Consider the following 14,378-nt stretch of genomic DNA (forward strand, 5'->3'; position numbering starts at 1 on the left):
TTCATATAGTCATAAAATAACTAAATATAAATTAATAAATAATCCTACAGCAAAATGAGCACCAATAGCTATTTCTGTAGCCACCAATGCTCATTCCAATATTGTTTAGCTTATCATGTAATTCTTATCTTTAATCTAAAATTATGCCCTAACATCCAAGTGCTGTCCAACATTAGTATCTACTGCAACATTCTTCAGCATTTCCGTCATCTGTGTAGCCGTTTCTTTTCCAGTTTCCATTGCCATCTTCATTACTGATATACCTGCTAATTCTTGTACTCTTGATTGACTCGTTATCATTGATAATGCTCCTATATCCATTTTCGCCTCCTATTTACTATCTTTTTCCTAGTTCACAGTTACTTTAGTTTAGCTTAGTGAAAAGCAACACACTTACATGCCAGAGTACTTGCTATCATTTATTGAAGTATCTTCTGAACATTTTCAGCACTTTGCTTTACAGATGCATACAATATAGAATTGCAATTAGCTAGTAAGTCATTTTTAATTTTTTGCATCATTCCGCTTGCCATATCAATATCTTCTATTTTAGATAAAGATGCTGTTAAATTTTCAGTATTATTAGACGAAGATTTAATTGCAGACTGTAAACTGTTAACATTTGAACCTAGATCACTTCTATATGAAAGTACTTTTGAAAGTGCAAGATTAATATCCCCTATAGACTTTTGCGATTGAACTGAATCTACAACTGAATTAGTATCTATCCCTATGCTTTTAGCTGTCATATCCTTAAATTGCAATTTAAAAATAGTATAGGGATTATATTCAACCTGTATCACAAGGGTTTTATCACTATTCATCACCTTTATCCCATTAAACTCTGCTTGTTCTGCTATCCCAGTTATTCCTTCCTTTAGCTCTTGAAATTCTTTATCTACACATTTTCTATCTTCATCAGTTAAAGTACCATTAGAAGTTTGAATTGCTATTTCATTCATTCTATGTAAAGATTTTGTTACTTCATCTAGTGCTCCATCAACTACCTGAACCATAGAAATTGCATCTTGAGAATTTTTTTCTCCTTGAGATAAACCTCTTATTTGAGATTTAAAGCTTTCAGATATACTAAGTCCTGCAGCATCATCTGCTGCTTTTACAATTCTCTTTCCTGAGGATAATTTCTGCATGGTACTATCCTCTCTTTTGTTTTTACCTGCAACCCTATTAAGAGAATCCAATGCACCATAACCATTAATAATCATATACTTCACATCCTATAACTATTCATTTAAAATCTCTGTTAGTATATTATCGACATATATTAGCAAAACTTTACATTCAAGCTCATTTTATTATTTATCAATAATTAAGCATTGCAGCTTGTACTAATTTTTCTGCTAAAAACTTAGTACCCATAAGAATTAGCTGGATTAATGGCTTTATCTGAACTTGTAAATACTACACTTTCTATATCATTATTCATAGCCCTTTCTACTCTTTCATAATCTCTTACATCGCCAATAAGAAATCTAAGATTTTTACCACCATTGAATTCATTTTCCATTATGAATTGTTTATATTCATCTCCCACTCTAATTATTATTTAAATAGTTTTTCACCTTTTATCCATTGCTCTGTCTCTTCTATTCCCTGTTCTAAAGTAAACTCTGGCTTCCAATCCATAATCTCCTTAGCCTTATTATAGTTGCATTTAAGTTTCATAATTTCACTTTGTGGATGAATGTGTTTTACATGATTTATTTTAACTCTTTTATTTGTTATAATCTCTGCAAGTTCATTAACAGTGACATCCCTACCAGTGCCTGCATTTACTAATTCACCATTTACCTTTTGTGAGTAACCTGCCATAACAACAAAGCTAGCACAATCCCTAACATAAAGTAAATCTCTTGTCTGCTTCCCACTTCCATATATATTTATATCTCTTCCATGAATTGAATTATTTATAAATATAGCAACAACTCCACCTTCTCCACCAGTCTTTTGAAAAGGCCCGTAAGTATTAAAAGGTCTTATAACTACCGTTGGGAGTTTATAAGCATTGTAATATGACAGCACCATGTTTTCAGCTGCAATTTTACTTCCACCATAGGGTGATACAGGTTTTGTAGGATGATTTTCATCTATTCCACTATCCTCTGCTGCATCATAAACCATACATGTACTCATAAATACTACCTTACATGGATAAGTATCCTCATTAGCATCTAAAACCCATCCATCTCCATCCATGTTACCATTTTTACCAAACATCTGAATCTTAGCTTTTTCAAGTATATTGAAAGTACCAACAGTATCATTGAAAAAAGTAGTTCTTGGATTATCAATACTATCTTGCACATTTATTGATGCTGCAAGATGATATATTATATCAAATTTTTCTTTAAAAATCTCATCCAACGTCTTTTCGCTTTGTATGTCTCCTTTTATGAATTTAAAACTATCATTTCCCTGAAACTCTTCTATATTTTCAAGTCTTCCATTGGACAAATTATCAAATGCAGTTATTCTATGACCATCTTCTAATAGTCTTTTAGCCACCCAACGCCCTATAAATCCAGCGCCTCCAGTTACTAATATATTCATATGTATCCGCTCCCCTTAAATATAATTTATGTTTTTCTAATTTTTTATTAAAACTATCATATGTGAAAGTGTATTAAATTTACTTTCATTGAGCGCATCTATAAAGGATTTAATAAACACATTATTATGAAGCACATCTCTTGAGAAAGAATAAATTAAATCAATAACCATTGTATCCGTTAATTCTTTATCACAAGAAGCCATTCCTGTTAACAATAATCTAATAATACTATAATTTAATACTAAAATCATATATTCATTAAAAAAATTTTCATCTTTATATGGAAACATTCTTTGAAACACATCATTAACTAAATAATTTTCAAAAATGTATTCCCTATCCTTTATATATGGTTCATAATACTCTTTTGTTGCCTCTTTGTAGGCCTTTATACATTCCTCCATTTGAATTTCATCTTCAATTTTAAGCCCTTTTTTAAATTTTTCTATACTATCTACATAATTCTTTCTTAAAGTACCATTAGAACAAAAAGCTATTATTTGTTCTAAAATCTTCATTTGAATTCCTAAATTATTAGGTAGTGATTCTATAAGTTCCCTTAATTCATCACTATCTATTTTATTAACATAATAATCTATGTGACCTGTTATACTTTCTAATTTACCATTTTTTTTAGATTCTTCTATTTTGTTTATCATAAGTCCAACTAATATGAGTCTTTGTTCAATGGATAATTTTCTGTTTTGAAGTATAGTTATTACCCCTACTCTTATATCCCAAAAATAATTATATATCGGTATTGATTTAGTATCAATTACAATACCTAAACTATTATTTAAATCTTTATTTGTCTCAACTTCCTCAAAGGCCAGTGACTCTTTGTTAAATAAAACAAGTTTTGCAACCTCAGGACAAGACATATCTAATGAAGCTTCAAAAATTGAATCCACTTTAGCGTAAAGCCTTGGATAATTCTTACAGGTTAATGATAAATATTCTTCACCTAAATCTCTATGTATTTTACATAGCTTTTCTTCGCATTGAAAAGGGCAGCTTTTATCTTTTTCAATAGATATATATGCGTAGTCATTAAATGTTTTTCTATGCTTATCTATTAATATATGTCTACTTAGTTCATTTCTCAAGGCAGTTTTCTGCACTTTTCTACATTTTTTATATGTATCTTTATCTATTGTAACTTTCCAACCGTAACAGCAATCATCCTTACAATCTAAACTTGTACAATGAAAATCTTTCATATATTCTGGCATAAGAATTATATTATTCATAGTTTTCTCCTTTTATTTTTGTAGAATTTGTTTATTAAAAGCGGTTGATATATATAAGAGGCGCCTATCACTTTAAGTAATTCCCTTAAGTAACAGCCACCTCCTTCTCTTGATAAAATACAATATTTATTCTTTTATAAACTTCCACTCCATAGGTGTTCCCTTTTTTAAATCCATTTTCACTTTTTTCCCTAATATATCATTTATGTACTTAGTTTTCATACCAAATCCCGGTCTTATACTTCTTATATTTTCTTCAGTAAATATCTCACCCTCTTTTATATCCTTTACTACAAATAAAGACCTTGAATGTTCTCTACTTTTTTTCTGCTTTTCAGTAAGCTCATAAGTAACTTTTCCTAAAGCCTTTTCTACACTTCTTATATCTTCAACCATTTTTTTAAATTCCTTAGGTTCCATAGAAAAAGCTGCATCTGGTCCCTTTTCATCTCTACTTAAAATAAAATGTTTTTCTATAACCTTAGCACCTAATGCTACTGCAGCTATTGATACTGAGCTTCCTAAAGTATGATCTGAAAGTCCGGTAATTACATCAAAGGTTTCAGATAAATTAGGCATAGTTTTTAAATTTACTTCTTCCATTAGTGATGGATAAGCACTTGTACACTTTAAAATGACTATTTGATTGTTCCCCATTCGCCTGCAAGCACTTACTGCCTCTTCAATATCAGATAGAGTAGCTATGCCTGTAGCCATTATAACAGGTTTCCCTTTAGACGCTATATATTCTATAAGTGGTATATCAGTTATTTCAAAAGAAGCTACTTTATAAGCTGGAACATCCATTTTTTCTAAAAAATCAACTGCTGTATTATCAAAAGGTGATGAAAAACAAATAAGTCCTTGTTTTTCTGCAATTTCCTTAAGTTTTGGTTGCCAATCCCAAGGAGTATAAGCCTCTTCATATAATTTATGTAATGTAGTTCCATCCCATATTGTTCCTTGTGTTATTTGGAAATACGCATTGTCACAATCTATAGTTATAGTATCTGGAGTATAGGTTTGTAATTTTATAGCATCTGCTCCAGCGTTCTTTGCTGCTTTTATAATTTCTACTGCCTTATCGTAATCTTGAAGATGATTGGCTGACATTTCTGCTATTATAAAGGTGGGACTATTTTTACCTATAATTTTATTCCCTATTTTAATTTCATTTTTCATAGTATCATCTCCTATTACTCTCGATTGTAATATTTTTCCAAACTGTTTATATATTCAGCCAATCTTATAGCACCATTTCCATCTACAATTTTATATGCTTTTTTACTCATTAAACACCTTTCGTTATATGATAGTTCTAAAATACTTGAGTATATATCATCTATTTCAGTATATCTAATTATACCTAAACTATCCATAGTTTCAGCTGCTAGCTTTTGATTTTCCGCTGCTATAATCCCTAATGTAGGTATACCACATGAAGCTAATTCATATAAAGTACTACCACATGATGAAACAGCAACATCACACTCACACATTAATTGTACCATATTTGCATTGAAATGAAGCTTTGTTTTTTCATTTTTGCAAGCTTTTAAATTATCTATATATATAAATCCTGAGCCAACAATTATGTGTAATTCACAGTTGAGACACTTCAGTTTTTTTATAATCTCTTCTGTAACGTTATTATTATCACTTCCACCTACTGTTATCAATATCTTTTTAATTTCACTGTTAATATTTTTGTTTAAATTATGTGAATTTCTAAATTCATCTCTTAAAAGAACATAATTACTTCCTAATAAAAGTTTAGTATCATAATTTGTTTTATAAGTCAATTTTTTTGCATATATATTAAGGTTTATTAGAAAGTCTACATTAAAATATTTACATATATTTATATCATCTATATAACCACTATATTTGAAATATTTTTTTACAATATCAAAATATTCTTCATTTACATCATAACTATCTGTAATTATGCAATCAGCGTTTATATTTTTTATTTTTTCCATAAAATTTTGCTCACAAACTTCAACTAGTTTAAATCCTTGTTGTTTCACTTTTTCTATACCTGCTCTATATTTATCAGTATTATCTTTATCTGTTTTACATATGAAAAAAACATCATTATTAAGGCTTAATTCCTTGGCTAAGACTAGAGTTCTCATAATATGTCCCATGCCAATTATAGTTCCCCCATTTGCATGAATGACTATTTTCAAAGGTATCACCCACCTTATAAATTATTTAGGTCCTAGCCACGGCTTTGACATATATAATTTGCATGATCTACCAATTCCAACTGAAGCTAAGTCTTCATAGTGCCTCATAAGTGAATCATGTCCTTTACTATCTATTATATTACTTTCAAAATTACGTATATAGCCACTAATATTCTTTAATGCAATTTCATCATTTTTATAATCTATCCCTTGTGCAAGAAACATATCAACTGGAAAATTAGTAGTCCTATGCTCAAGTTTAAATCCTACTGAAGCAGTTAGTTTTTCAATGGATTCAAAATTAAAGTAATTAATATGATCAGGCAAATGTACCCAAAACATTTAAATAACACCCCAATAGTAACGCTTCTTTTTAAATTTATTCATTTTATTAAGCTATCTATTATTAATACAAACTTGTATATATTTATTTTTAATACCTCGGCATTCTATTTATAAAACTTTAAAGTTTCTTTAATTCCTAAATCTATGTCATAGCTAGGTTTCCACGCTAAAGCATTAAATATTTTACTATAATTCATTATACTAGTTTTTATATCTCCTAGTCTTTCACTTTCATATATTGGTTCTACATTCTTATTTAAATTGTGATTTATAATCCTTACTAAATAATTAATACTAGTTTTAGAATTACTACAAACATTATAAATTCCATTTTTCTCACTACTTAAAGCCATTAAATTAGCTTTTGCAACATCCTGAACATATATAAAATCTCTAGTTTGTTCTCCATCCCCAAATATTATAGGTGCATTGTCATTAACTAATTTTTCACAAAATATAGCCACTACCCCACCTTCTCCGGTAGAATCCTGTCTTGGCCCATAAACATTTGAGCATCTTAAAGATACATATCCTATTCCATATAGCTTATGATATACATCTAAATAATGCTCTACCGTATGTTTGGTAACACCATAGGGTGATAACATATTTAAAGGATGCTTTTCATCTATAGGTGAATATTGAGCTTCACCAAATATTGCTGCTGAAGCTGGATAAATTATTTTTTTCACACCACATATTCTACAACATTCTAAGATATTCAAAGTTCCAATTATATTTATAGATGCATCATTTATTGGATCTTTTATTGAAGCATCAACATTAATTTGAGAAGCTTCATGTATAACATAATCTGGTTTTTCTATTTTAAAAACTCCTATTAGCTCTTTGTTTCTAATATCCATATTATAAAATTCAGCATTTGAATTCACATTTTCTAATTTTCCATGAACTAAATTATCTACTACTACTACTTCATATCCTTTTTCTAATAATAAATCAACTATATGAGATCCTATAAAACCTGCTCCCCCTGTAATTAAAACTTTCAATTTAATTAGACCTCCATTTCAAAATCATCATAAGTTTTTATCTTAATATATAGTTAAAACTTTTCTTAATTCCCTATTAGTTAATTTAAAATTTATCCTAGAACTCATTTCATTTAAATTAATTTTTGCATCCATGTATTCTTCTTTTAATTGCAATGCTTTAATGAAATTATGTTCAGCTAAATTCTTATCATTTAAGTTAGCATAACAACATCCTAAATTATTGTATCCTTCTGCCATTTGTGAATCTAAATCTATAGCTTTTTTATAGTTAAATAAAGCACTATTATAATCCTCGGAATTATAATAACAGTTTCCTAAATAGAAATATACATAAGCTTCATTATATTTTTCTGAAAGGTTTAATAATGTTTTCTTTGCAATATCCCAAGATTCTATCTTCATCATAATCTCAGAAAATATAAACTCTTTTTCATTTTCACTAAAATTAGAGTTATGAACTATTTTTTCAATCTCATCGATACCTAAATTTTTAATTATATCAACCTCACATTTAACTTGTTTTAAATGACTATTAGTTAAATTTCCAGAGTGTCTTCTATATATATATATAGATTCAGACAAATATTTAAAGGTACATTTTTGTGCCAATTTTATAGTAAATTCATAATCAGCAGAATTGCTATAGTGTTCCGGAAATTTTACATCTTTTATTTCAAACTTTCTTTTTACCATCATAGATGCTGGTGCAGGAATTCTTTGTCTTACAAGCGTCATACAAAGAAAATCATCTCTATCTTCATATACACCTTCACTTTTTAAAGTGTATAAATATTTTAAATTACTATCTACAACGTCTACATCATTATAAACAACGTCAACTAGAGGGTTTTCTAAAAACGCCTTTATTTGTTTTTCTACTTTATCTGATTTATATAAATCATCACCATCTAAAAATGTTACATACTCTCCTTTAGCTAAAGCTAGGCCTAAGTTTCTCGCTGAAGCTTCTCCACCATTTTCTTTATATACATATATTATTTTGTCTAAATACTTACTTAAAATCTCCTTAGTTCCATCTGAAGAACCATCGTCTACAACTATGATTTCTAAATCTTTATAAGTTTGTACAAGTACACTTTCTATAGCATCACATATATATATTTCATTATTGTATGTTGGTATAATTACACTTATCATTTTCAAACTCCTAACATAGGTATTTCACATAATCTTCAATTGAACATTTTTCGTTTACTATTTTTTTTGAATTTGTACTAAACTTTCTTATAATTTCTATATTTTCTTTAAGATATTTTATATATAGTGACATTTGTTCCATATCATCTTTTTCTACTATAAAACCATTATGATTATGAACTACAATACTATTCACTCCACTGGTATTCGTTACCACGGGTATAATTCCTCTCCCAATAGCTTCTAACATAGCTATTGAAGTTCCTTCTGTATCTGAAACATTTACAAAAATATCTTTATCAGCCCAAAAATCATCTAATTTATTATTATCTATAAACCCATATAAGAATATCTTATTATTTAAATTCTTATGTTTTATAAAATCACTTATTATACCATAAAACTCTCCATCACCTGCTATATGTAATTCATATGATTTTACATTTTTTTCTAGAAATCCTATTAATTCTAAAAGTTTATCCACTCTTTTCTCCTTTATAATTAATCTTCCTATATAACCTATTTTAATTATATCAGAGTTAATAAATGATTTTTTATTTAAATTTTCATTTATACTTACAGGAGACATTTTAAACACAATATCAGATGTTCTCAAATTAAGCATTTTCTTGAATTTTTGTTCTATATCTCTACTAACACATATATATTTATCAATAATACTTGAAAACACTAAGTTTTGATTGTATGTATCTGCATTATCTGAATGCATTATGGAGATAACTTTTATTTTTTTGTTAATTTTTTCTTTTAGCAATGCACATGCTAGTAATAGTTCTTCAGATTTACTAACTATTATTATTACTTCATTGTACTTATTCAATATTTGTGATAAATTGTATATACTATCAAAATAGTTATCATAATGAATATTCCAGCTAATAATATTATTTTTATATTTTTGTGGCTCATTTGTTTGTTTTGGTATTGATACTATTTTTGAATTTATATTATTATACTTTTGTATATAATCAAATAATGTAAAAGTCCAAGTTTCTACTCCCCCTATTACAAAACCGTTAGGTAACGAAAATATAATATTTTTTAAATGAGCATTGTCAAATGAGATTACCTCTTCATCAAATGTATACTTATGTTTAGTATTATTAAATATAAGTATTATAAGCTCTCTCATAGACATAATATTTTCCTCTTGTAAATTGTAACTTACAAGTTGTGACTTTATTTCTTGTAAATACATACTTGTTATTACAATGATGTATTCACTCATATTTAAATTTAATAGCATAATAGGATTTTTAATTTTTTTGCCATAAAAATTAGTTTCCCACTTAATTTCATTATTATCTAACCAAAATTCATAATCTATATTATTAGAATTTAATATTTGGGCTAATCTTTCACCCGCTTTTGAAGCTCCAAATAGTATAATTTTCTTGTTTTTTTTAATCATATTTCACCTCACAATTATTAAACTATTATAAATTAAAAACTTATCAAACACTCAATATATTTTCTGTAAGCTTATTGTCAATTATAATTTTTTTTATTTTTTCAGCATTTCCCATAGATGTTATTATAATAGCATCTAATTTTTCTTTTATGTATTCTGGACTTTTAATTACAATATTAGTATCTAAAAAAAATGTGCCATTTTTATTGATATTACTATCTATTAATAAACTAATATGTATATCATTTTTAAGTAACTTATTTACTAGAATTTTTGCTATATCTCCAGTCCCCCACACAGCTATTTTTTTGAACTTACGTGATTTTTCCGTAATTAAAGACATAAATATATTTTCAACAAATTCATTATACATAACTTCTTCCTGCTTTAAACACTTATTTTTAATTAGGTTAAAAATAAAGTCAGTAAATTTATGACTTTGTGAGTACTTCCATAAAATTTTCTTTAATTCTTCTACATCATATGATCCATCTAATATCAAGTCTACAATTCTAATTAGATACTTTTCAAAATAATCTTCTATAAGTACCTCTAAAATTTCAGTTTCAATTCCTAATTCTTTCTGTAACTCTATAACATCGTTCAATCTATTAACTAAAATGAATGAAAGTTTATTAATCCACTCTTGAGAATTAAATCCTAACAACACTATAGGTTTACCAATATAGTATGCTGGCTTATTAAGCATACTTTTAGAAACAATAATTAAATGAGGATATGTGTTATCTAAAGAATCAAATGATAAACTATCTTCGTTTAAACTTAGTAATTTAAATTGTTCTTTCCAAGCAGTAGTCCTCAAAATATTAGATAGTATTGCAGTAAATGTTTCTAATGGCCTTTCTCTATTTATCATGTATATATTTTGCCACTTATCAACTTTCATTAACTTAGTTTCCTTAAATTGAATTTCTTTTTCAATAGGTTGGTATATTGAATGAAATTTTGATATTATATCATTTCTTTCTGATATATCTTTACTAAAATAGTTAACAAAAAAGTAATCTAACTCTAAGTTTTTTTGTATTATATCAATAATTTCCTTAATTCCACCACTTACTATCATATCATCATCGCCTATTACCCAAGAATATTCTCCAGTAGCAAGTTTTGTAGTTAACAACTCAATGTTTTTACAAGCCCCTATATTTTTAAAGTTCCTATTATATCTAATAAATTTATATTTTTCTTGAAATCCTTTTACAATACTTTGAGTATTATCACTTGAACAATTATCTGATATTATAATTTCAACAATATCTTTAACTTCTCTTACTTGTGGCAAAATAGATTTCAACATATACTCTAGTAATTTCGCTCTGTTGTATGTAGGAATACATATTGTAATTAAAGGTTTTTTCATTGTTATCACCTCACTTTATAATAAATCTAGTAAACTAATTACTTGAATTTCTCTACTTGTTATACTTTTAACTTGTTTTTTTATTTCGTCAATATATCCATAACTAAATGCAATTACTATGTCAATAGGATTATCTTTTATATGAATTGGATCTACAACTGGTATGTGAGTTTTAGGTGTTATCAATCCTTGCATTGATTTATTGTTATCACAAACATAGTCTATTTTTTGAAATGAACTTATAGCAGCTAATGTCATAACTCCTCTTCCACCTGCACCAAATCCAGCAATTTTTTTTCCTAATGTATGATTATGTATTATAAAATTATCTATATTATTTATACTTATTTTTAATTTTTTTTCAAAATCATTGTATATTTCTATATCGCCTTGAAACTTCTTACTTAGTTTACTTTCATCGACAGAATCTCCTTTTACTTTTGCAATAATAAGAAGGGAATTGCCTCTGCATTCTGATTCGTCCAATAAATCTTTAGGTATAACTTCAAATCCAGCTTTCTCTAATGTTCTAGTCAAGCTTTCTCTTGACATATAAATCGTATGCTCATGTTCAAATAAACAATACTCCTTACGTTCTAATATCTTTTCAAGATCATGCACTTCAATAATCAATAATCCATTTTCTTTATCTATTAGTTTCATAGCATTATCTAAAAAATTTGCAGGTTCTGGAATATGATCAAACGTGTAAGTAAGAATTATCACATCAGCTTGTCTAAATCTATCTGGCACATCTTCCAATGAGTCTTCATTGAATAATCCTGGATATACAGGTACCCCTATTCTCATACTGACCTCACATAATTCACTAGAAGGTTCAAATCCAAAAACATCAGCTCCCAATTCTTTGAAACAAAGTAGTTGTTTACCATCTCCTGATCCAATCTCTATTACTCTTGAATCTTTGCTTAAATTGTATTCATCAAATACTTTAGTAGCAAGTTTTTTCATAAAATCATTAGCAAATTCACTTGAGCTTACAGTATAACTATAATTATCATAATAATTATCATAAGATATATCATGTAATGTTTGTGATGTACCGCATTCAGAACAATAATATATTACTATATCATTTAAAAATTCATCTTCTTTTTTACTTTTTCTTAAATCATCTGTTAAAGGCATATCCTTTAATCTTAACCAAGGTATTAACATATTTCCTTTACATATACGACAAGAATCTCGTTTTGAAACTTTAATGTTTCCCATTCTAAATCACCCTTCCATACAAGTATATTGTTTAAATTCAACTTCCTTTTGTAACACTTACGATATCATTGAATACAGATATTGTATCTATTCCATATTCTTTTCTTAAGAACTCTCTACTACCTACACATTCTGAATACTTATCTGGTATACCATAAGCTTTAAAAATATTATTATTAGTCATATCTTTAACAATCACTTCTGCTATCGCGCTTCCCAATCCTCCAAACAATGTATGTTCTTCCATTGTAAAAATATACTTTGTTTTTTTTAAACATTCTTTTATCATTTCTTCATCTATAGGTTTTACCGTATGCATACTTACTAAGTTTACCATTTTTCCTATATCTCTTAATAAATTACTTACCTCTATAGCACTTTCTAGCATGTTTCCTGTTGCTATTATAGTTAAGTCATCTCCATTAATTAGCTTTATAGCTTTTCCAATTTGAAATTTAGGGTTTTTCTCATATAATAATGGCTCATTGTTTTTATTTAATCTAATATAAATGGGTCCATCTAAATTACTACTCTCATTTATTGCCTCACGTGCTTCAAATGGATCACCTGGACATATTACCTTCATATTAGGAAGTGTTCTCATTATTCCTATATCTTCTATTGAATGGTGAGTCACTCCCTGCACACCATAACTTAAACCTCCACCTACACCAACTAACTTAACATTTACATTTTGATAACATACATCTATTCTTATTTGCTCAAAACACCTCATTGTTAGAAAAGGAATAATAGAATATACATACACAATTTTCCCTGTTAACGCAATTCCAGAAGCTATACCTATCATATTAGCTTCAGCTATACCAACATTTATAAATCTATCTGGAAACTCTTTTTTAAAATCTTCAAAAACAGAAAAACCTAAATCAGCAGTTAATAAATATATATCTTTGTTTTTTCTACATAACTTAGTAAGCTCATTTATAAATGTTGTTCTCATAAAGATTGCACCTCCGTTATTGCAGCTTCTAACTCACTTTTGCTTGGAGATTTGTAATGCCATTGTAACTTGTTTTCCATAAAAGAAACGCCCTTTCCTTTTATGGTATTTGCAATTATAATAGTAGGTTTATCAGTTTTATTAGAAAATGCTAATTTAATAGAATTATTAATTTCAGAGTAGTTATGCCCATCTATTTCAATTACATTCCAACCAAAAGATAACCACTTATTATACAAAGGTTGAGATAAAACTATTTCTTCCACTTTTCCAAACCCCTGAAGTTTATTACTATCAATAATAGCTATCAAATTATTTAATTTATTACTTGAAGCAAACATCGTTGCTTCCCATATTGATCCTTCGTTACATTCTCCATCACCTAATAAAACAATCGTTTTATTAGGTTTTTCATCATTCATATTTGATAACGCTATTCCACATCCTATTGATAATCCGTGACCTAAAGAGCCAGTTGATACTTCAACACCAGGTATACCTAATCTTTTGGGATGTCCATACATTTGATAACCACTCTTCTGATATGTATCTAATAAATCAATACTAAAAAAGCCTCTATAAGCTAGTGTGGCATACAAAGCCGAGCATGCATGCCCCTTACTTAATATGAAAATATCCCTATCTTCCTTTTGTGGATATATAGGATCTATATTGATCTGTTTATAATATAAAACAACTAAAATATCTACAATAGATAACGCTGATCCAACATGAGAACTTTTTGCATTGTATGCCATCTCAACAACCTTTTTTCTTATCTCTTTAGATATATAATTTAATTCTTTAATTGTATAATCTTTCATAACTCCTC

Annotated in this window: 14 protein-coding genes and 1 pseudogene; all 15 read right to left on the minus strand. The window is 27.9% G+C overall.

Annotated features, from left to right (window positions below):
- Window positions 1-141: 141 nt before the first annotated feature.
- Window positions 142-321, minus strand: coding sequence for a YjfB family protein (locus tag G9F71_RS16995; protein WP_164950808.1), 180 nt, complete (start codon window positions 319-321; stop codon window positions 142-144).
- Between the two features lie 98 nt (window positions 322-419).
- Window positions 420-1,226 (minus strand): flagellin, encoded by an 807-nt coding sequence (locus G9F71_RS17000; RefSeq protein WP_164944349.1) that lies wholly within the window; start codon window positions 1,224-1,226, stop codon window positions 420-422.
- Window positions 1,227-1,338: 112 nt separating this feature from the next.
- Window positions 1,339-1,549, minus strand: a pseudogene (locus G9F71_RS17005) (polysaccharide biosynthesis protein); the annotation flags it as partial.
- A gap of 14 nt (window positions 1,550-1,563) precedes the next feature.
- Window positions 1,564-2,571 carry a dTDP-glucose 4,6-dehydratase gene (locus tag G9F71_RS17010; RefSeq protein ID WP_164950807.1) on the minus strand — a complete coding sequence of 336 codons (1,008 nt, stop codon included), beginning with the start codon at window positions 2,569-2,571 and terminating at the stop codon, window positions 1,564-1,566.
- A gap of 36 nt (window positions 2,572-2,607) precedes the next feature.
- A complete protein-coding gene (fliB, locus tag G9F71_RS17015) occupies window positions 2,608-3,822 on the minus strand; it encodes a flagellin lysine-N-methylase (protein ID WP_164950806.1) in 1,215 nt (404 codons plus the stop codon).
- A 126-nt stretch (window positions 3,823-3,948) separates the two neighbouring features.
- Window positions 3,949-5,004 carry a pseudaminic acid synthase gene (pseI, locus tag G9F71_RS17020; protein WP_164950805.1) on the minus strand — a complete coding sequence of 352 codons (1,056 nt, stop codon included), beginning with the start codon at window positions 5,002-5,004 and terminating at the stop codon, window positions 3,949-3,951.
- A gap of 14 nt (window positions 5,005-5,018) precedes the next feature.
- The gene (gene pseG / locus G9F71_RS17025) at window positions 5,019-6,014 is read right to left on the minus strand and encodes a UDP-2,4-diacetamido-2,4,6-trideoxy-beta-L-altropyranose hydrolase (RefSeq protein ID WP_164950804.1); all 996 of its coding nucleotides are present in this window, start codon (window positions 6,012-6,014) and stop codon (window positions 5,019-5,021) included.
- Between the two features lie 21 nt (window positions 6,015-6,035).
- Window positions 6,036-6,356: a hypothetical protein gene (locus G9F71_RS17030; RefSeq protein WP_164950803.1), complete on the minus strand. Its 321-nt coding sequence runs from the start codon at window positions 6,354-6,356 to the stop codon at window positions 6,036-6,038.
- A 107-nt stretch (window positions 6,357-6,463) separates the two neighbouring features.
- The gene (locus G9F71_RS17035) at window positions 6,464-7,372 is read right to left on the minus strand and encodes an NAD-dependent epimerase/dehydratase family protein (protein ID WP_164950802.1); all 909 of its coding nucleotides are present in this window, start codon (window positions 7,370-7,372) and stop codon (window positions 6,464-6,466) included.
- Window positions 7,373-7,414: 42 nt separating this feature from the next.
- Window positions 7,415-8,533: a glycosyltransferase gene (locus tag G9F71_RS17040; RefSeq protein ID WP_164950801.1), complete on the minus strand. Its 1,119-nt coding sequence runs from the start codon at window positions 8,531-8,533 to the stop codon at window positions 7,415-7,417.
- 10 nt (window positions 8,534-8,543) lie between these two features.
- Window positions 8,544-9,965, minus strand: coding sequence for a glycosyltransferase family 4 protein (locus G9F71_RS17045; RefSeq protein WP_164950800.1), 1,422 nt, complete (start codon window positions 9,963-9,965; stop codon window positions 8,544-8,546).
- A 43-nt stretch (window positions 9,966-10,008) separates the two neighbouring features.
- On the minus strand, window positions 10,009-11,349 hold the full coding sequence (locus G9F71_RS17050; protein WP_164950799.1) for a glycosyltransferase family 2 protein: 1,341 nt from the start codon (window positions 11,347-11,349) through the stop codon (window positions 10,009-10,011).
- A 15-nt stretch (window positions 11,350-11,364) separates the two neighbouring features.
- Window positions 11,365-12,582: a class I SAM-dependent methyltransferase gene (locus G9F71_RS17055; protein WP_164950798.1), complete on the minus strand. Its 1,218-nt coding sequence runs from the start codon at window positions 12,580-12,582 to the stop codon at window positions 11,365-11,367.
- 37 nt (window positions 12,583-12,619) lie between these two features.
- Complete coding sequence (locus tag G9F71_RS17060; protein WP_164950797.1) at window positions 12,620-13,546, minus strand: transketolase family protein; 927 nt, start codon at window positions 13,544-13,546, stop codon at window positions 12,620-12,622.
- A complete protein-coding gene (locus tag G9F71_RS17065; protein WP_164950796.1) occupies window positions 13,543-14,370 on the minus strand; it encodes a transketolase in 828 nt (275 codons plus the stop codon). The genes G9F71_RS17060 and G9F71_RS17065 overlap by 4 nt, the downstream gene beginning before the upstream one ends.
- Between the last annotated feature and the right edge of the window lie 8 nt (window positions 14,371-14,378).

It is taken from the genome of Clostridium sp. FP2 (genome assembly GCF_011065955.2).
Taxonomy (GTDB): Bacteria; Bacillota; Clostridia; order Clostridiales; family Clostridiaceae; genus Clostridium_AD; species Clostridium_AD tagluense.